Here is a 19,820-nt window from a genome sequence, read left to right as displayed (position 1 = left end):
ACTTGTCAGGGAGAGAAGTTATAATGAAAAAGCAAGTTAATGAACGTGATAGTCGATTTGAGTTGTTAAGGATTATTGCAATCTTTATGATCACAATCTATCATTTCTATTTTGTCGGTCAGCTTTATCGAATGCCTGTTGGATTGGTTTCAAGGATTACACATCCGGGAACATCGATCATGGATTCATTGTTTATTCCATTTGGAAAGATTGGCGTGATGCTCTTTGTAATGATCACAGGTTATTTTTTGGCTAACGAGGTCGTAAGCGTTAAGAAAACAGTCAAGCGTGTTTGGCGCGTTTGGAGTGAGGCGTTTGCGTATTCTGCTATTTTTTTACTTTTTGATATAATTATGGTGATAAGCAGGCAAGTTCCACTATCGAAGGCGTTGATTAAGTTGTTATTGGAGGAACTACTGCCATTTACATTTAATGCATATTGGTTTGTTACAGCGTACATTATGTTGATCGTTTTTAGTCCGTTTATTCTTACCGGTATCCGGCAATTGAGACAATCGCAACTGGTAGTTCTAATTGGTATAATAACGCTGTTTAATACATTGTCGACAATTGGAAATCAGACCTTTACGCTTGGTGGCGCTGGCTTAGGGAGCATTCTACTACCATTTTTGTTGGGAATTTATATTAAGAATTATGGGATTGTTCTAAAACATAAAGTGATGATGTTATTTGGACTATTAGTTGGCATGAGCGCGCTGGATGTTATCACGATGGTGTTTAGTAATGATGGCATTTTGCCGGCGTTTGGTGCGGTTTTAATCTTTCTATTGGTGATTGATTTGCCGGCCTTTAATAGTCGTGCAATTAATTTGATTGCACCGACGTCTTTTGCAGTTTATCTTTTTCAACATAATATTTTGCATCGCGAACAAGTTACTACCTTTATGCGATTCGCGCGAGTTGATAATATGTTTGTAATTATGTTGTTCAGCATACTTTGGACGATTAGTCTCTTTGTAATTGTGTTTTTAATTGATCAGTTAAGGATGCGTCTTTTTAAACAATTTGGTGTTAGCGATTGGCTGGATCCGATATTTAAGCGAAAGTATTTTAAGCGTCTTGAAGGCTAGTTCTAATTAAAAAGTCCTATGCAAATGTCTGCATAGGACTTTTTTGAACGATTCAAGGTTATTTTAGAGCATTGGTAACTTCGGTGTGAACTCGATTGAACTCATCGTTTGAAATTGTTTGATAGGAGACACCATCAATCATTTCGCCGGTACCTTTCATTTGATCACGTTTAATGTTTTCGGCCGCTGGTTTGTACTTCAATGCTAAGTTCTTAGCTGACGTTAGCGAAACATCCGAACGAACATTATCAGAGACAGCATTGAGGAAAGTTGTTGAAAGGACGCTGGTAGGGTTAGTTTTCATTTTATTCATGATCGATTGAATAACTAACTGTTGACGAATTTGACGACCGTAGTCACCTTCTGGATCATCGTAACGCATTCTTGAAAATGCTAAAGCGCCATTTCCGTCAAGGGAAGCAGATTGATTTTGTGTGAAATTATAGCCTTCGTAACTGAAAGTCAGCGGTGATGTAACGGTCACGCCACCAACAGCATCGACTAGTTTTTGTAGACCACCCATATTTACTAACAGGTAACCGTCTAATTTAATATTGAGTAGCTGATTGACCTCGTCAACAGCTGCCTGAGCATCACCGTAGGCATACGCGGCATTCAGTTTAGCGTAGTTTCCGTTGATGTGAATCAAGGTATCCCGTTCAAGTGAAATCATGGTTGTAGTTTGTGTCTTTGGGTTCAAAACCATCACAATCATTGTATCTGTACGTCCTTTGTCCGTACGACCTAATGATCCAGTATCGGTCCCTAGGAGTAAATAGGCCACCGGCTGACCGGCGTTGGTCTTGGTATCCGACCTTTTACTTAAAGTTACATCATTAGAATGAACTTTACTGGTTGTTTTTTCAACAAAATAATAACCAGTTGCACCAACCCCAATAATCCCAACAAGCGCAATTCCTAATATCCACAACAGAATCTTTTTCATTTCCAATATCTCCTTTATTAGATACTAATTATAATCCATATCTTTGCTATTGGTCAAATTTGATGTATGATGATGTTGATATGTTTATCGCAGGAGGAAGAATGGATTTATGATTGATATTCATAGTCATCTCTTACCAGGAATTGATGACGGCGTGGCAGATTGGGAAGGTTCTTTGCAGTTAGCACGCTTAGCAGTTAAGGATGGAATTACACACGCCTTAATGACCCCGCATCACCTCAATGGGCAGTATGTCAATCCAGCGAGCAAGGTGATTGCTTTGACAGAAGAATTTCAGAGCAAACTTGATCAGGCGAAAATCAAGCTACAAGTTTATCCTAGCCAAGAAATCAGAATTAATGGAAATTTAATTGACAGTCTTGAGAAAGGCGAATTACTGACAACGGACGAGCAGGGCGGATATATGTTGATCGAGTTTCCATCCAATGATGTACCCGCGTTTACAACCGAGGTGTTATTTGAATTACAACAACATGGAGTTGCACCGGTGATCGTGCATCCTGAACGAAATCAGATGTTAATGGACAAACCGAGTATCTTATATGATTTGATCCAACGTGGGGCGTATGCTCAGGTTACGGCGAACTCTTATGTTGGCGTCTTCGGTAAAGCGGTGATGGCATTTTCTGAAGACATAATTGGTCAAGGCTTAGCGCATGTTTTAGCATCTGATGCCCACCTATTAAAAGGGCGTGGTTACAATATGGCGGCGGCCTTTGATAAATTAGCTGAACAAGTCGGCGACAAAGAAGCGGTTGCTTTTGCACAAAATGCGCGGGCATTTGTCAATGGGACCGATGTTGAACGTTTTAACGCCAGTCCAATTAAAAAGAGGCGGTTATTTTCAGCATATTAATAACGTGGAGCAGGGTAATAGTTCGCTAGGAAAATAAAAAGACTTTAAGCACTTGTTATATAGTGCTTAAAGTCTTTATTTATTTTATTCTTTTAGGAAATCATTAGCCTGATAGGCTGGGTTGGGGTAGTTATAAAATCCTTCACCGCTTTCAACGCCAATTTTACCAGCATCAATCATGGCTTTGATCTTTTCAGCCACTTTTTGAGACGTTTCACTTGGATTGGCATGGTTGATTTCATAGACTGTATTCATTCCGACCAAATCCATAATTGCGAAAGGTCCCATTGGTGAGCCGGTTGCAATCATCCAAGTCTTATCAATATCATGAGGTTCAGCAATCTCGTTGACCCAGAGATATGAACCGCTATTTAAGAAGGGTACCAGCATTGAGTTAAGAATATAGCCAGGTTGTTCCTTCTTGACCATGATTGGAACCATCTTGATTTCACGCGAGAAGTCAACGAAAGTAGCTGGCAGGCTTGGATCGGTTTTCTTGCCGGGCATGATCTCAGCCGTGTTACCGCGCCAAATTGAGTTGGCAAAGTGATAGCCTAGGAATTTTTCTGGACGACCAGTAAAATCAGCTAATACGCTAGGTAACAATGTCGATGAATTGGTTACGATAATTGTTTTTTGATCGGCAATTTTCGCAAATTCCTCATAGAAAGCTTCCTTGGTTGGCACAGATTCTGGTAAGACCTCGATTACTAGATCAGCATCTTTGAGGGCAGATTCTAAATCTGTTGTATAATGCAAGTTCTTTTGAGTGTCATTCTTCAGCTCATCCGAGCTCTTAAAATAATTTTGAACCTCAACTTCCCAACGAGCGACCCGTGCTTTTGCACGATCGAGTGATCCGGCTGAGCGTCCCCAAATTGTAACATCTTTGCCACTGTATGCACTCATATATGCAATTTGTGAGCCAAGCGTTCCACCACCAGCGACGACAATCTTTTGATATGTCATAGTTTAAAATCACCTTTCTATTGCGCAAATATTCGTGATTAACAAAATCATCACAAGTTCATTATACGCCATCAGGACATTAAATAATAAAGGAGCTCAAATACATAGAATAGACACAGAACGCGCAAAGAATATTAACAAAATTGAATCAATATATAAATCCATTTAAGTGAATACCTTATAAATCACTACCTCGAGCATGTTATGCGATAAAGCTAATTATAGAATGCAATTGTAGATGTAGGAACGAACTGAAAATTAAACCATCCTTAAAAATATCATTAATAATGAGTAAATTAACCTTTATTTTCAGGCATGCTTGAATTAAGCAGTAGAGAGAGCATTTTCTGATTTATGAGGAGTTTAATATGGCATTAATAAAAAAGGCAAAGGTGCTGCTTGGACTGAGTACCCTATTAGGGACAGTTGTTAGCGGACCTGGACAGTTAATTACAGCACAGGCAGTTGGACAGCAGAGTGGCAGCGAGACAGTGATCAATAAAGATAATTTTGAGGATTATTTTACCTTGACAAATCACGTCGACAGCACGCATCCGACAGCGCAGTTACCCAGATATGATAAAAATACTGGGATTTTGACTTTAACACCAAATTTACAAGATCAATCTGGGAGCGCCACTTTGAATGATCGCGTATCTTTGAAGGATGATTTTTCTTTGAAGGGATCAATTTATCTAGGTGATAAGCTGGACAGCGCATGGAATGAACGCCATGACCCAAATAATTTGTATGATACAAGCCCTCAATTTATGGGTGGTGGTGACGGGATTGCCTTTGGTTTTCATCCGGGTGAAATCGGAACAATCGGCTATTCCGGAGCCAACATGGGAATTGGTGGCTTAAAGAATGCGTTTGGCTATAAATTTGACACTTTTTATAATCTACCAACACCTGGTGATCCGAATGGCAAAGATGAAAATCATCGACTAGGTTGGCAGGGCGATCCAACAAGCCTGAATGATCCAAGCCGGCCCAATCTAGGGATTCCAACTTGGCCGACCGGTGGCTGGCCAGGAACGCCATTTGGAACTTTTGTCAAAACTAATGGTGATAATGGATTTATGACGCGTGTTAATGGAACATTAAACGATTTAGATCCGAGTTTGATCTTAAATAGTTCAGTAGCAAGAAATACTGGCAGTGATGGTTGGGATGCTGAAATCGACCCACAAAAGGGCTTCGTTCCAGTGGAATTTAATTATCACGCCAACAGCCATAAAGTGGTCGTTGTTTACAATGGTGGTGTGAATAATCGAGCCGCAGGAGGCTTCACAAATGAGATGGATGTCAGCGATCAATTTGCAATTAGCGAGTCATTCGCTCTAGCGCTTTCAGCGGGAACGGGATTGTTCTTTAATCTTCAACAATTCAAGATTGATAGCTTCCGTTATACAGGGGCGAAGGAGATGACAATTCAAAAAAAATGGCTTGATGATGACCCAGCAGAACGACCTGATCAAATTGAAGCACAAATTATTCAAGTTACACAAAGCGGTCAAGAGCATCTATTTGATCAGGTGACGATTTCTGCGGCGAATAATTGGCAGACATCAATCACCAATCTACCGGAATTTGATGCACATGGCGAAGAGCTAAATTATATTGTCCGTGAAGTCCCCGTACCAGGATATCAAGCAACAATTGCAACTCCTGAATATGATCCAGCAACGAAGACTTATCAAGTCTTGATTAGCAATCGGGTTGATCTAACACCTGAGCAAACCTCAATTAAAATTAATAAGTTATGGAAGGATGATGAAGTAACTGACCGTCCAAAGGAGATTTTCGTTGAGTTAAGACAAAATGACCAATTATTGGAAATTTTGAAATTAACAGCACCAACGGATGATCCAACTAGTAACCAATGGCAATTGGAGGTTTCAGGGCTTGATGCACTTGATGAGGACGGAAAGCCTTATGAATATACCCTTATTGAACAGGCGGTAGACGGGTATCAAATGAGCTTAAAGCAAGTTGAAACAGAGTTTACAATCACCAATCAGCTTGAAGATAATGGCGGTAAACCAGATCCGGATGAGCCAGCGGAAGGTGGCGAGGTTCCGGGGCAACCTGATCAAGGAAATGGCGGAGGCGCTCCATCTGACCAAGGAACTGTGAAGCAACCGTTGGCGAATGCCGACGCACAGGCCAGTGAAGTCAAACGTGAAGGTAGTTTGCCTAATCTAGGAGTGCAGGCAGCGTGGGGGTTAGCGATCGCAGGCATGGTTGGCGTAGCAATTGGCGTCTATCAGCTTTGGCGTCGTAATAATCACTAATAGCTGGTTAGTTAAAAGACCGTTAAGCGGTCTTTTTTTGTAAAGCATAATATCTTCTAAATATCGTAATAGAAAGATAACGCTTTCCTGTAATACTGAAAGAACTAATAGATTTCAGGAGGAAATTGAGATGATTCATAAAAGAGACGAGTTTAATAGTCGCCTAGTGCGAATCTTGCCGAAAGAAAGCAAATTAGTTAAAAGCGATTTGATTGCAGCAATTGAGGCGACGGCGCCTGTGACCTATGAACAGGTAGTTGCCAGAGCAATTCAACAATTAGAAAATTATGCGGATGAAGAACGAACGAACGTGGTTGGTTTTACGAAATTGTTAGATCAACTGAGCCAAAGTGTGGACAAGGCCATTGAGTTACGGCAAGCAGCAATTGTGCGTGCAACTAAGACGATTAAGGCGATCCAAGGGACCGTATTTGAGTCTGAACGCCCTTTGATCAAAGCAATCAATGAGCTACAAAAGACGATTATTGATGCGCAGAGAAATGATGCACGGGCTTTAACAGCCGACATCGATTTTTGGCGTAATCGGGTCGAACGATTACACCGAGCCGCATTTGAACATCGGGCACACAAGCTTCGGGTTAGGGCGATGAATAACTGAGATTTCAATGTATATGAAGGGCTATCCACGAAGGCATAATTAAGCTAAAATTAATTTATTAAAGTTTTTGCCATTCGGAGGGAAACAAATGGACGTAGGCATTGGTTATTGGATTGGATTTTTTGTATTTGTGGTGATTATGTTGGCATTGGATTTGGGGGTCTTTCATCGAAAAGACGAAGAGCCAACGATGAAGTCATCGCTACTATGGTCGGCCTTTTGGATTGCATTGGCTTTTGCCTTCGCCGGTTTGGTATGGTTCAAGGGTGGCAGCGAGAATGCTCTTGATTTCGTAACAGCTTATCTGTTAGAGAAATCGTTGAGTATTGATAATTTGTTTATCTTTATCCTAGTCTTTGGGTTCTTCAATATTCAGTTAAAGTATCAACATAAATTACTATTTTGGGGTGTCTTTGGGGCACTGATTATGCGAGTAATCTTTATCCTTGCGGGGGCAAGTTTGCTGCATCGCTTCGCTTGGTTAATGTTTGTCTTTGGTGTTTTCCTAATCTATGTCGGGATCAAAATGTTCTTCGAAAAAGAAGGCGAACAGAATCTTGATGATGCAAGGTTGATTAAGATGCTTCGAAGGATTCTACCGCTTAAGGAAGACGTTGTAGAGCCACATTTAACTGTAAAGATTGATGGTAAGCGTTATGCAACGCAATTTATGTTAGCCTTGATTTTCATTGAGGCTTCGGATCTCTTGTTTGCAGTAGATTCGATTCCGGCAGTCTTAGCAGTTTCGCAGGATACTTTTATTGTTGTTACATCAAATATCTTTGCAATTATGGGACTTCGTTCACTATACTTCGCCTTGTCGGGAATTTTGCCTATGTTCAGGTATATTAAATACGCACTGGCATTAATCTTGGCCTTCATTGGTTCAAAGATGGTAATCAATGAAGCTGGTAAAATCTTTGACTGGACCTTCCATATTGGTAACGGGGTCTCGTTGACGGTGATTATTATGTTACTTGTTGTTTCGATTCTAGCCTCGTGGTTCCGCGATCGGCCGCGGAAAAGAAATCAGTTATAAACTAGATTTTCACGATAAAATGCAATATACTGTAAGGGTTTACATGAAATTCGATGAAAGTGGGCAAAAAGATGGCTCTGGAAAAGATTTTATTTGGTACCTACACAAAGGGTGCGTCAAAAGGTATTTATACGGCGAATTTGGATAACACAACTGGTTTGTTGCAAGATGCCAAATTAGTTGCAGAATTAGGTTCACCAACATACTTGCACTTGAGTAAAGCTGGCTATCTCTACGCAATTAATAAGAAAAATTCCGATCGTGGTGGGATATCCGTTTATGATTATCGTGATGGTGATCAAGCGGTTTTGATTCAGGAAATCTTGACGGAGGGTCGTTCACCTGCTTACGTTAGCATGGACGAGGAGCGTCAATTGTTCTTCGTGACAAACTACCATAAGGGAACGATTGAGTCATTTGCGGTGCAAGCTGATGGTACCTTAACATTACTTGATCGCTTTAAGTCTTGGGGACAGGGACCACGTCCAGAACAAGATAAGGCGCGCTTGCATTTTACCAACTTAACTCCGGATAAGCGTTTGGTGTCTGTTGATTTGGGAGCGGATAAGGTATACACGCTGAATATCAGTGATGAAGGTATTTTTGAACTAGTCGCGACCTACCAAGCTGGTAGTGGCTTCGGCCCTCGTCATATTCGATTCAGCCCTGATGGTGAATATGCCTATCTAGTTGGCGAGTTGTCATCGCTATTGTCTGTATTAAAGTACGACCAGACAGATGGAAGCTTTACATTATTGCAAACCGTTCCGACGATTCCAGCTGATTGGGACAGTCATAATGGTGGCGCTGCTATTCGCCTTAGCAATGATGGGCGTTTTGTATACACATCAAATCGTGGGCATAACTCAATTGCCGTTTGGGCGATTGACCAGAATACACACAAGGTATCATTGGTTCAAACAATTAGCACAGAGGGAGAGTTCCCACGTGACTTTAATTTAAATGCTGATCAAAGTTATCTTGTAGCAGGTAATCAAGACACCGATAATATCACCGTTTATCGCCGTGATGCACAAAGTGGTGAATTGACACTTGTTCAAAAGGATTTTAATGTCCCAGAAGCAATCAATGTTGAATTTGTCTAATTCGTCTGCATTGTAGACGAGCAAACAGTTGGAAAATCAGTCTAAGATAACTCGATTGAATCGGCACTTATTTAGTTAAGGTGCTCTACGTCCCGTTATTGCGGGCTGATTTTTATTTTAGGAGGCACTTAATGGAGCAGGAGCAGACACAACGTTCATGGTTGTGGCGGTGGGTAGCAAATAATAAGGTGGTTTCGGTCTTAGTAATTATTTTGCTCGTTTTGAGCATCATATTTATGCTACATCAGGTGCGCTTTATTTTTGAACCAGTCGGGAAGTTCTTGTCGGCTGTAGGTGCGCCAATTATTTTAGCAGGAGTCTTTTATTATTTGCTGAATCCACTCGTGAACCTTTTTGAAGAGAAGTACCATGTTAAACGGGTCATCAGTATCACAGTGATCTTTTTACTATTAGCAGGATTGATTGTTTGGGGAGTTCTAACGGGAATTCCTTGGTTACGTGATCAAATCAGTGCTTTTTTGAAAGATTGGCCCCAATATTGGCAAGCTACGACTGACTTTGTAGAGCGGTGGGGACAGAACCGTCAGCTACAACAAGTAAATGCATGGTTGAGCGAAACAAATCAAGATTTGTCAACGTGGTTTAGGAGTTTTGGTGGTCAATTTGCAAGTTCAGGTGTGAATCCAATTACGTCAATTGTTGGAACGGTAACTTCAGTGATTATTACTTTGTTGACATTTCCTTTTATTCTATTTTATTTATTGAAGGATGGAAGGCAGTTGCCACATTACATGGCAAAGTTTCTGCCACAGAGGGCTCAAGCTTCGTTCTTGGACACGCTGAAGGAAATTAATGAGCAGATTTCGAATTATATTCGTGGTCAGCTACTAGTTGCACTCGCAGTTAGTATTATGTTTGTGATTGGCTATAGCATTATCGGGCTGCCTTCAGGATGGTTAATCGCTATTGCAGCCGGCTTTTTGAACTTGATTCCTTACTTAGGAACCTTTCTGGCGATGGTTCCAGCGTATATTGTGGCGCTTTTTGTTTCACCATCAATGGTCATCGCAGTTACAATTGTTTTTGTAATCGAGCAAAATCTGGAGGGCCGTGTGATCTCACCTAAGTTACTTGGGAGTTCACTTAAAATTCATCCAGTGACGGTCTTACTGGTACTATTGTCAGCGGGAAATGTTTTTGGATTAATGGGCGTTATTTTTGGAATTCCTGGTTATGCAATTCTAAAAGTCCTAACGACACGCTTCTTCGATTGGTGGCGTCAAAACTCATCATTCTTTAGAGGTGAGCGGAAGACCAGCGATCAGTAGCTTGTAATAATGAATTCGAGTCAGCTTCGGCGGGCTCTTTTTTGATTTATTAAGAAATTGGCAAAGAATATCTGAGATTAGTGATTTAAAAAATTTACCGGAACCCACATGGTATAATTCATCTAAGTAGCTAAAGATGTGGCAGTTAGCCACCAAGAAGGAGAATGATCGATGTCAACTAATCATATTGTACTGTTCGAGCCCCTCATGCCAGCTAACACTGGTAACATTGCTCGAACAGCCACCGGGACGAATACAAAATTACATTTAATTGAGCCACTGGGCTTCAAACTGGATGAGAAGCATGTTAAGCGCGCTGGTTTGGATTATTGGGACTCAGTTGATATAACTGTTCACGAGAATCTACCAGCCTTTATGGCAAGTTTAAAAGCTGAGGACGAGTTGTTTTTGATTTCTAAGTTTGCACCACGTGCATATCATGAGGCTGATTATACAAATCCAGATCATGACTATTACTTCCTCTTTGGTAAGGAGACCACTGGACTACCAGAACCATTTATGAAGCAACACCCAGAAAAGGCATTACGAATTCCACAAAATGATGAGCATATTCGCTCGCTAAATTTGTCGAATACAGCGGCGATTATTATCTATGAAGCACTTCGCCAACAAGGATTCCCTGAACTGGATCTGACGCATGAATATGATTACGACAAATTAAAGTAAGAAGGAGGGGAATATGGCGACGTCGACCAAAAAACCGACTCCACGTAAGTCGACAAATACAAAGAATCGCAAAACACCTCCACGAAAGAAAACACCACAAAAGAATAACCATGTTGGTAACGTGGTTGGTCTGGTGGCGATGTTGCTAGCAATTTTTGCAGTATTAAACTTAGGGATGTTAGGAAAGTTTTTAGCAAACCTGATGCGCTACCTAGTAGGAAATCCTTATCAGATTCTACTTGTGATTCTGATGGTGCCACTTTTGGGTGTGATTGCTTATGGACGCTGGCCAAGCAAGTTCAAGTTACGTTATTATTTAGGCTTTGCAATCGCAATGTTAGGCGTCTTATTGATGTTAACAATCTCACTATTTAACACACTTGATATGCATAGTAACTTTATTAGCACGGTTTCCTTACTCGTTAAGCAAGACCTAGTTAATCAATCTGTATCAACTGATGTTGGTGGTGGAATAATTGGTGCTGTGTTATATACAGGCACATATTTAATCGCTAGCGACTTTGGTTCATGGTTGATCGCAATTGTGTTGATTATTGGTGGAATCATTGTGACCTTTAGTTTGGACCTCTCAGACGTAATGGCGGTATTTTTCAACTTTACGGCAGCCACTGGTAAGACAGTTGAGACTGGCGTTCAGTCAGGGCTTGAGTATGCCAAGGTGAAGTCCGAGGATCTAAGGGAACGGGCTGAAAATCGAGCGAATGAGCGTAAGAACTTTGATAGCTTGATGGAGGCTGATCCCTTTAGCAAGGAAACCCCAATCGTTAAGGTTGATATCGATGATATTGAGCCAACGGTTGCAATGGCGCCGCAAACATCCGCTGCTAGCGACTTAACAGCTGAATCGTATAAGGCACCAACCATTATCGCACCAGAACCAGTTGAAGAAGTCACGACAACAACGGCTCCGGCAAGTACTAAGCCGGCTCCTGAGCAATATGAGGCACCCGCTTATGGCCTGTCTGACAATGACCTGCCACCAGTTGAGAATAATGTTCCTGATGCCATTGATATGGGGATGATGGACTCAGTTGACTCCGCGATTTTTGCATCGGTTGCGCCAAATACCGCAAATGCGCAGTCGAATAGTGTTAAACACGCTAAGCTAACACATGCCGATATTCTAGGGCATGATGAGAGTAAGACATCGCCAAAGACGATCGCACACCAAAATAACGTTGGGCATGTCGAGCCTTCAACTCAGTCAACGCCGGTTGCTGATGTTTCAATGGGAACCGTTGATGATAAAGATTATGTCATTCCGACAACGGATTTGTTGACCAAGGTTGGTTCAACTGATCAATCGAGTGAGCGTGAGGGACTCGCTGAAAAGGCGCACATCTTACACGACACTCTAAAATCCTTTAATATCAATGCGGATGTTGAAAAGGTAGTTCTCGGACCGACGGTTACACAATATGAAATTAAGCCTGCAATCGGGGTTAAGGTTTCAAGAATTACTAATCTTTCAGATGACCTTGCTTTAGCGCTAGCAGCGAAGTCATTGCGAATTGAGGCACCCATTCCAGGTAAGTCATTAGTTGGAATCGAAGTTGCCAACGATAAGCAGGCGATGGTTGGTTTCCGCGATATGATGGATAGTGTTGGGATTGATCGTGAGCATCCTTTGAACGTACCAATTGGTAAGAGTGTTTCAGGCGAAATCATTAAGATGGATTTGACCAAAATGCCGCACTTATTGATTGCTGGTTCAACAGGATCTGGTAAATCAGTTGCGATTAATTCGATTTTAGCTTCAATTCTGCTACAGGCTAAACCAAGTGAAGTGCGGTTGATGTTAGTTGATCCCAAAAAGGTTGAATTATCAGTTTATAATGATATTCCGCATCTGATTACGCCGGTTGTTTCTGAGCCGCGTAAGGCAGCCCTTGCCTTGAAGAAGGTTGTTGCTGAGATGGATCGACGCTTTAAGCTACTGGCTGAAGCGGGCGTGCGGAATATTGATGGTTATAACAAACAGATTCAACGAGCAAATGCTGAAGGTAACGGAACGGTTTATCAAAAGATGCCGTACTTAGTTGCGATTGTTGATGAATTGGCAGATTTGATGATCACCGTCTCAGGTGAGGTTGAGCCGGCAATTGTGCGAATCGCTCAGCTGGGACGAGCCGCTGGAATCCACTTAATTGTGGCAACTCAGCGACCATCGGTTGATGTCATTACTGGATTGATTAAGGCAAATGTACCTTCACGAATGGGCTTCGCAGTTTCATCTGGAGTGGATTCACGGACAATCTTGGATGGTAATGGTGCTGAGAAACTATTGGGACGTGGTGACATGTTATTTGCACCAATCGGCGCAAATAGTCCTCAACGGATTCAAGGGGCCTTTCTATCGGATGACGATGTTGAGGCATTGACTGACTTTATTAAGAGCCAAGGTGAGGCGCAGTATGATGATACGATGACGGTTTCAGATGATGAAGTCCAGGCATTAGATGGCGGTGAAGCCAACGGTAGTGATGGTAATCGAGCTGATGAGCTAGATGAACTGTGGGACGAGGCAGTCGACTTTGTCGTTGATCAGCAACGTGCGTCAACGTCGTTGGTTCAACGTCGTTTTAGGATTGGTTACAATCGAGCGGCTCGTTTAGTGGATGATATGGAAGCACGCGGGGTTATTGGTCCGCAAGATGGTGCCAAGCCAAGGCGTGTGTTGATTTCTAAAGAAATGTTGTATCGGTTGAAGAATGGCGAGGCCGATATGACAGCAAGTACGGATAACGCAACGATTACGGAGGAAGAAACAGATGACTTACCGTTTTGATTTGAATAATCCTAGTCAGACTAGTACATTAATCGCTTTGAGTATGACCGACGTTAATTTTGACGTTGGACGTAAGTGGACTTATGTGCCTAGTGAGAAACAATTCGTTTTGAATTTTGCTGATGAGGTGAGAACGATTGCTGAGTTGCGTGATGACGAGCAAGTTCGTTTCTATCTACAGACTGAAGGGCAAAATCCGACTGCGAAGACATCTTTTGCAAACTTGATTTATGAACCAATCTTACACGAAGAAATTCTTGGCTTAGCTGAAGCTAAGTAATTTATATGGAGATGCACCCGATTTGGGTGCATTTTTTATTTGCGTAACTGCGTGGCTGATTGATTTGGTGTTCTAACGGAATGGATTCGGGTATAATTATGAAAAATAAGAAAAGAGTAGGGCAATGTTTGAGATTAAAGACCTAAACAAATATTTTGCTGACAAACATGCTGTAAATGACCTTAATATGACCATTAAGCCTGGTGAGGTAATGGGCCTAATTGGACAGAATGGTGCAGGTAAAACGACCACCTTTCGCATGATTCTCGATTTTATTCCAATGTCTTCTGGAAGTATTACTTGGAATGGTCAACCGATTTCACCCACTGAGAAGCAACGAATTGGCTTTTTACCCGAAGAACGTGGTTTATATCAAAAATGGACTATTGAAGAGCAGGTTTTATATTTTGCTGAGCTTCATGGAATGAAACGTGGAGATGCTAAAAGTGCTTTGCGTGACTGGATGACTCGTTTGGAAGTTGTCGGAAAGCCTGAGGATAAGGTTCAAAAACTTTCCAAGGGAAATGCACAAAAGATTCAGTTAATCGGAACAGTAATCTTTGAACCAGATTTCTTGATTTTGGATGAGCCTTTTACTGGATTAGATCCGGTGAATACTGAAATTATGATGAATGAGATTCGCCGGTTAAAAAAGAATGGTGCTTCAATTATCTTTAGTTCGCACAATATGGCTGGTGTGGAGAAACTCTCAGATTCATTGACGATGTTGAAAAATGGTTCAACAGTTCTGGCAGGGAGTACAAATGAGATTCGTGAGTCCTTTGGCCGAACGGAAATTTACCTTGAAGCTGAAATTGCCGATGAAGCGTTGTTCAATGTGGATGGCGTATTATCAATTGAAGCTGACGGAATGGGACGTCGAATTCATATTGCTGATCCCGAAGTAGGCAAAGCAATTTTTGCTTTAGTCAGTGCGAAAGGCTACGTGCCGGTTTTTGCTCAGCAAGCGCCAACACTTGACGATATTTTCCGGCGCGAAGTAGTGGGAGGAGAAAACTAATGTTTAAGCAACAATTTTGGTTAGTCGCCCGTCAAACTTTTAAAACACGTTTCCGGACGCGCGCTTTTTGGCTGGTCGTGCTATCGCCATTGCTAATGTTGGCCGTGGTTGGTGGGATTGCTTGGCTGATGACTGTCACCAATAACGATAAAACGTCACGATTGGCGGTGGTAGATGCGCCACAAGTAACCACATACTTAAAACAAGAAAAGACAGTTAATGCCAAGATATCCGAAGTAAGTACGGTTAGTGAAGCTAAACAAGCGGTTGATAAAGGGAAGATTGATAATTATTTGATTGTTGATCCGACTACTAATAAATATACATTGAAGAGCGTTAATGGTGGCACACCAGTTGATGAGCAGACTTTGCAGGCGGCACTGAACCAGTATGCGGTCTTAACGCGTGCGAAGGAGTTACACCTAAGTCAGGCTGAGTTGGCCGCCTTATTGGCACCGACGACGCTCAAGACGGAGGTGGTGTCATCAAAGGGGAAGACAACTGATGGTGATGCTACGAGAACTGCAAATCGAGCAATGTCAACGGCGCTAGGAATTGGAATTTTCGTGTTCTTGACTTTCTATGTTGGAATGATTTCGAATGAAATTGCGAATGAGAAATCGTCAAGAATTATGGAGATTCTGTTGGCGGCAACTAGCCCCGCAGTACAATTCTTTGGTAAAATCGCTGGAATTGCAGCTTTAGCGATCTTGCATTTATTGATTTATGTCGTTGCTGGTACAGCGGTTGCGCTGGTTTTGCCGGATAATGATCAGGTTCGACAAGTCACCTCAGTTCTTTCAGGGGTTGACAGTAGTTTTATGATAGTAACAGGGCTATTAGTTTTGATTGGAATTCTGCTATATATGGTCTTGACGGCCATTATTGCGGCAATGGTGAACGATCAAAGTCAGGTTCAGCAGGCGGTTGCACCAATCTCTTATTTGGCAATGGTGGGTTATATTCTTAGCTTACTAGTTGCTGTTCAACCAAATAATCTGTTGATCAAGATTCTCTCATTCGTACCATTCGTATCACAGACACTAATGCCAGCTCGCATTAGTGTTCAGTACGCTAGTGTAACCGATGGGGTAATTGCGCTAGGATTGGAAATTGCAGTGTTGATTTACATTAGTTGGTTTGGACTAAATGTTTATAAGAAGAACGTTCTCCAGTACAACGACGGTAACTTAACCAAGGCGGCGATTTTATCGTTACGTGGACTGTTCATTAGGAATCGGAATTAAGCACTAGAAATAAAAAACGCTGAGTTCAGCTTTTAAAACTGAACTCAGCGTTTTGCGCTACTTATGTGAATCGTCTTTTTTCAAGTACTTGTCTTTATCTTTGTCAATGGCGTCAGGCATGATGAATAAATCATCAAATTGCTTGCCCATTTCATCTTCTGTCCGTTTGTGTTGTAAAGCCATGATGAGACCTCCATTTTTTCTATTTAGTATAGCATGATTTGAGGTAGTTCATGGTAAAATTGTTATGAATTTAGGAGGGGCGCTAAGATGGCTTCTGAACATATTGAACAAAAATTAGCTTTATTGCCAGATCTTCCAGGGTCATATCAGATGAAAGATATCAATGGTAAGATCATTTACGTCGGAAAAGCAAAAAATTTAAAGAATCGGGTTCGGTCATATTTCAAAAGTGATCATACCGGTAAGACAGAACAGTTAGTTGAGAATATTGCTGATTTCGATTACATAGTCACGAGTTCTGAGAAGGAATCGTTACTTCTCGAAATCACTCTGATTCAAAAATATCAGCCATATTATAATATCAAATTGAAAAAGGGAACCGGCTACCCCTATATTAAAATCACGAATGAACGTGATCCAAAAATTGAATTGGTCAGTGAGATCCTTGATGATAAGGCACGTTATTTTGGTCCTTATCCAAATGTATATGCTGCATCAGAGACGATGCACTTCTTACAAAAGGCCTATCCTTTGCGTCGCTGTAATGGTTATCAAGGGCGACCTTGCTTGTATGCCAATATGGGACAATGTCTGGGACCTTGCTGGCATGAAGTCCCGGTCTCTGAATATAAAGAGCAGATTCATAATATTGATCGTTTTCTAAATGGTGAAACAAAGGTTGTAAAGCGCCAGTTAAACGAAAAAATGTTGACGGCTTCAGAGAATATGGAATTTGAGCGGGCCGCTGATTTGCGTGATCAACTAAGTTTTATTGATCAGACAGTTGAGAAGCAAAAGATTATTTCAGAAGATGGCACGCCACGTGATCTCTTTAACTTTTATATGGATAAAGGTTGGTTGTCAGTTCAAGTATTCTTCATTCGTCAAGGTCGCTTGATGAAGCGTGAGAAACGAACCTTTGCAGTGGTTGATTCAGCAGAAGATGAGATGACAGCATTTATCGTCCAGTTTTATAGCCGGCGGAACATGATTATGCCAAAAGAAGTTCTGGTTCCTAAGCAAGTTGATAAGAAAATGATTAAAGAAGTTCTTGATGTTCCAGTTCGAACACCACAACGAGGTGAGAAATTCGCCTTGCTCGAGCTTGCTGAAAAGAATGCTAAGTTGGTTTTGGAAGAAAAGTTCCAGTTAATGGAAATGAATAACAATAAGACGAGCGGGGCAATGCAAGAAATTGCGGATGCATTGGGAATTCCAGAGTTGCATCGAATTGAAACCTTTGACCACTCGCATATTCAAGGGGCTGAGATGGTGTCGGCAATGGTAGTCTTTGAGGATGGCTTACCAAACAAAAACCTCTATCGGAAGTACAAGTTAAAGACGGTTGAACATGCTGATGAGACCGCCGCAACACAGGAAGTGATCCGGCGCCGGTATACACGGTTGCTGAAAGAACACGCACAAATGCCTGATTTGATTTTGATGGATGGCGGTGAGATTCAATTGAACGCCGCTAAAGAGGTCGTTGAGGATGAGTTGGGCTTGGATGTTCCCGTGGCGGCCATGGTAAAAAATGATCGCCATAAGACGGCGGATTTATTAAGGCAAGAAGGGGATGAACATGTGCATCTTGATACACGTTCACAGGGTTTCTTCTTGCTACAACGAATTCAAGATGAGGTGCACCGGTTTGCAATCACTTTCCACCGGCAGTTGCGATCAAAAGCATCATTGAGCTCAAAGCTCGATGGAATCGCTGGTGTTGGACCAAAGACACGCCAGAAATTATTGACAAAGTATGGCTCGTTGAAAAAGATTGCAGAAGCGCCGGTCGCTGACTTACAAGAATTGGGTGTGTCTGAAAAAGTGGCTAAACAGATCAAGATTTCTTTGGAAACTATTCAAAATGCTAACAAGGATAATCATAAGAAGTGGTAAATGGTCGCTATTATGCCTAATTTCATGTAGAATAGTTAGGACTATATAAGAGAAAGTGAGGTCACCAAGCATGGCGTTTGTCGACCAAGTTAAAATTAATGTAAAAGCTGGTAAGGGTGGCGATGGAGCCGTTTCCTTCCGACATGAAAAGTATATCAATATGGGAGGACCTTTCGGTGGCGATGGCGGCCGTGGCGGTTCAATCGTTTTGACAGTAGATGAGGGTTTGCGCACCCTGATGGATTTCCGCTATAAGAGCCATTTTAAGGCCACTGCTGGTGGAAATGGAGCAACTAAGGCCATGACAGGGCGGTCATCAGATGATTTGGTAATCCGCGTACCACAAGGAACTACGGTAACTGATGCGGAGACTGGTCAGGTAATTGGCGATTTGATTGAGCAGGGTGATCGCTTGGTCGTAGCAGCTGGTGGTCGTGGTGGTCGCGGAAACATCCGTTTCGCATCATCAAAGAACCCAGCACCAGAAATTGCTGAAAACGGTGAGCCTGGTGAGGAACGTGAAATTCAACTTGAGCTGAAGGTTTTGGCAGATGTTGGGTTGGTTGGATTCCCGTCAGTTGGTAAGTCAACCTTGTTATCAGTTGTTACGGCGGCTAAGCCTAAGATTGCGGCATATCACTTTACAACCCTTGTTCCCAATTTGGGGATGGTGCGTTTGGATGATGGACGTGATTTTGTTATGGCTGATTTACCAGGGTTGATTGAAGGAGCTTCAGAAGGTGTAGGATTGGGAATCCAATTCCTACGTCACGTTGAACGAACTCGTGTAATCTTGCATATGCTTGATATGTCAGGGGTTGATCCAGAGTCAGACCCATATGAAAATTATCTTGCAATCAATCAAGAATTAGCTGAATATGATCCAATGTTGTTGGAACGGCCACAAATTATCGTACCAACCAAGATGGATATGCCAGATGCAGCAGAGACGTTAGCCGAATTTAAGGCCAAGTTAGCAGCTGATCCAGAAATTGATGATGATATTGAGATTATGCCAATCTCTTCATTGACGCGTGATGGATTGGAACCACTCTTGCAACGAACTGCAACTTTGCTTGATGAGACACCACAATTCATTCCTAAGGGAATGGAAGAGGCTGATTCTGACAGTGCCTTGTATGAGTTTACAGCTGACGCGGCACCATTTGAACTTTCACAAGATGAAGATGGTACTTGGATCTTGTCTGGGGATGAGATTGAGCGTTTGTTCAAGCGAACAAATGTCGGTTATACAGAATCATTGATGCGTTTTGCTCGTCAAATGCGCTTTATGGGTGTCGACCGTGCCTTGGCTGAAGCTGGTGCTGAAGCCGGTGATACGGTTCGATTGCTTGATTTTGCGTTTGAGTATGAGGCCTAATTAAAATTAAAAAGCGTTGATGTACAGTGGAAACTGTATATCAACGCTTTTTAATTGTCTAGTAAAGTTATTGCCTTTTT

17 protein-coding genes are annotated in these 19,820 nt (G+C 41.9%); 14 read left to right on the top strand and 3 right to left on the bottom strand.

Translation table 11 applies throughout. The annotated features are described in order from the left end of the window. Nucleotides 1–23: 23 nt before the first annotated feature. On the top strand, nt 24–1,091 hold the full coding sequence (locus ESZ50_RS01770) for an acyltransferase family protein (RefSeq protein WP_148621889.1): 1,068 nt from the start codon (nt 24–26) through the stop codon (nt 1,089–1,091). Between the two features lie 58 nt (nt 1,092–1,149). On the opposite strand, the gene ESZ50_RS01765 is transcribed toward ESZ50_RS01770, so the two are convergent. After that, nucleotides 1,150–2,037, bottom strand: coding sequence for an LCP family glycopolymer transferase (locus ESZ50_RS01765; protein WP_148621888.1), 888 nt, complete (start codon nt 2,035–2,037; stop codon nt 1,150–1,152). A gap of 109 nt (nt 2,038–2,146) precedes the next feature. Between ESZ50_RS01765 and ESZ50_RS01760 the strand changes: the two genes are divergently transcribed. Next, a complete protein-coding gene (locus ESZ50_RS01760; RefSeq protein ID WP_148621887.1) occupies nt 2,147–2,914 on the top strand; it encodes a tyrosine-protein phosphatase in 768 nt (255 codons plus the stop codon). An 84-nt stretch (nt 2,915–2,998) separates the two neighbouring features. Here ESZ50_RS01760 and ESZ50_RS01755 read toward each other — a convergent pair whose 3' ends face one another. Continuing rightward, nucleotides 2,999–3,883 (bottom strand): 3-hydroxyacyl-CoA dehydrogenase, encoded by an 885-nt coding sequence (locus tag ESZ50_RS01755; RefSeq protein ID WP_148621886.1) that lies wholly within the window; start codon nt 3,881–3,883, stop codon nt 2,999–3,001. Between the two features lie 368 nt (nt 3,884–4,251). On the opposite strand from ESZ50_RS01755, the gene ESZ50_RS01750 reads away from it, so the two are divergent. The 10 genes from ESZ50_RS01750 to ESZ50_RS01705 all read left to right on the top strand — a co-directional run bounded on the left by ESZ50_RS01750 (nt 4,252) and on the right by ESZ50_RS01705 (nt 16,277). Then, nucleotides 4,252–6,180: a lectin-like domain-containing protein gene (locus ESZ50_RS01750; protein ID WP_148621885.1), complete on the top strand. Its 1,929-nt coding sequence runs from the start codon at nt 4,252–4,254 to the stop codon at nt 6,178–6,180. Nucleotides 6,181–6,310: 130 nt separating this feature from the next. After that, complete coding sequence (locus tag ESZ50_RS01745; RefSeq protein WP_148621884.1) at nt 6,311–6,799, top strand: hypothetical protein; 489 nt, start codon at nt 6,311–6,313, stop codon at nt 6,797–6,799. An 88-nt stretch (nt 6,800–6,887) separates the two neighbouring features. Next, a complete protein-coding gene (locus ESZ50_RS01740) occupies nt 6,888–7,838 on the top strand; it encodes a TerC family protein (RefSeq protein ID WP_148621883.1) in 951 nt (316 codons plus the stop codon). Nucleotides 7,839–7,909: 71 nt separating this feature from the next. Further along, nucleotides 7,910–8,944, top strand: coding sequence for a lactonase family protein (locus ESZ50_RS01735; protein ID WP_148621882.1), 1,035 nt, complete (start codon nt 7,910–7,912; stop codon nt 8,942–8,944). Nucleotides 8,945–9,075: 131 nt separating this feature from the next. Continuing rightward, nucleotides 9,076–10,233 carry an AI-2E family transporter gene (locus ESZ50_RS01730; RefSeq protein WP_148621881.1) on the top strand — a complete coding sequence of 386 codons (1,158 nt, stop codon included), beginning with the start codon at nt 9,076–9,078 and terminating at the stop codon, nt 10,231–10,233. Between the two features lie 171 nt (nt 10,234–10,404). Then, complete coding sequence (locus ESZ50_RS01725; RefSeq protein ID WP_148621880.1) at nt 10,405–10,920, top strand: tRNA (cytidine(34)-2'-O)-methyltransferase; 516 nt, start codon at nt 10,405–10,407, stop codon at nt 10,918–10,920. A gap of 13 nt (nt 10,921–10,933) precedes the next feature. Then, nucleotides 10,934–13,729, top strand: a complete 2,796-nt coding sequence (locus ESZ50_RS01720; RefSeq protein ID WP_148621879.1) for an FtsK/SpoIIIE family DNA translocase — start codon at nt 10,934–10,936, stop codon at nt 13,727–13,729. Then, on the top strand, nt 13,713–14,009 hold the full coding sequence (locus ESZ50_RS01715) for a hypothetical protein (protein ID WP_148621878.1): 297 nt from the start codon (nt 13,713–13,715) through the stop codon (nt 14,007–14,009). Before ESZ50_RS01720 ends, ESZ50_RS01715 begins: the two co-directional genes overlap by 17 nt. Before the next feature lie 124 nt (nt 14,010–14,133). After that, the gene (locus ESZ50_RS01710; RefSeq protein ID WP_148621877.1) at nt 14,134–15,030 is read left to right on the top strand and encodes an ABC transporter ATP-binding protein; all 897 of its coding nucleotides are present in this window, start codon (nt 14,134–14,136) and stop codon (nt 15,028–15,030) included. Next, on the top strand, nt 15,030–16,277 hold the full coding sequence (locus ESZ50_RS01705) for an ABC transporter permease (RefSeq protein WP_148621876.1): 1,248 nt from the start codon (nt 15,030–15,032) through the stop codon (nt 16,275–16,277). The genes ESZ50_RS01710 and ESZ50_RS01705 overlap by 1 nt, the downstream gene beginning before the upstream one ends. Before the next feature lie 57 nt (nt 16,278–16,334). On the opposite strand, the gene ESZ50_RS11895 is transcribed toward ESZ50_RS01705, so the two are convergent. Next, nucleotides 16,335–16,460 (bottom strand): hypothetical protein, encoded by a 126-nt coding sequence (locus ESZ50_RS11895; protein WP_281282875.1) that lies wholly within the window; start codon nt 16,458–16,460, stop codon nt 16,335–16,337. A gap of 87 nt (nt 16,461–16,547) precedes the next feature. On the opposite strand from ESZ50_RS11895, the gene uvrC reads away from it, so the two are divergent. After that, nucleotides 16,548–18,359: an excinuclease ABC subunit UvrC gene (gene uvrC / locus ESZ50_RS01700; protein WP_148621875.1), complete on the top strand. Its 1,812-nt coding sequence runs from the start codon at nt 16,548–16,550 to the stop codon at nt 18,357–18,359. Nucleotides 18,360–18,429: 70 nt separating this feature from the next. Next, entirely contained in the window at nt 18,430–19,740 is a 1,311-nt protein-coding gene (gene obgE, locus ESZ50_RS01695) for a GTPase ObgE (RefSeq protein WP_148621874.1), read from the top strand. Nucleotides 19,741–19,820: the final 80 nt, after the last annotated feature.

This window comes from Weissella muntiaci, assembly GCF_008107635.1.
Taxonomy (GTDB): Bacteria; Bacillota; Bacilli; order Lactobacillales; family Lactobacillaceae; genus Weissella; species Weissella muntiaci.
Note: the sequence above shows the minus strand (reverse complement) of the source record. Positions and strands in the feature narration are given on the sequence as shown.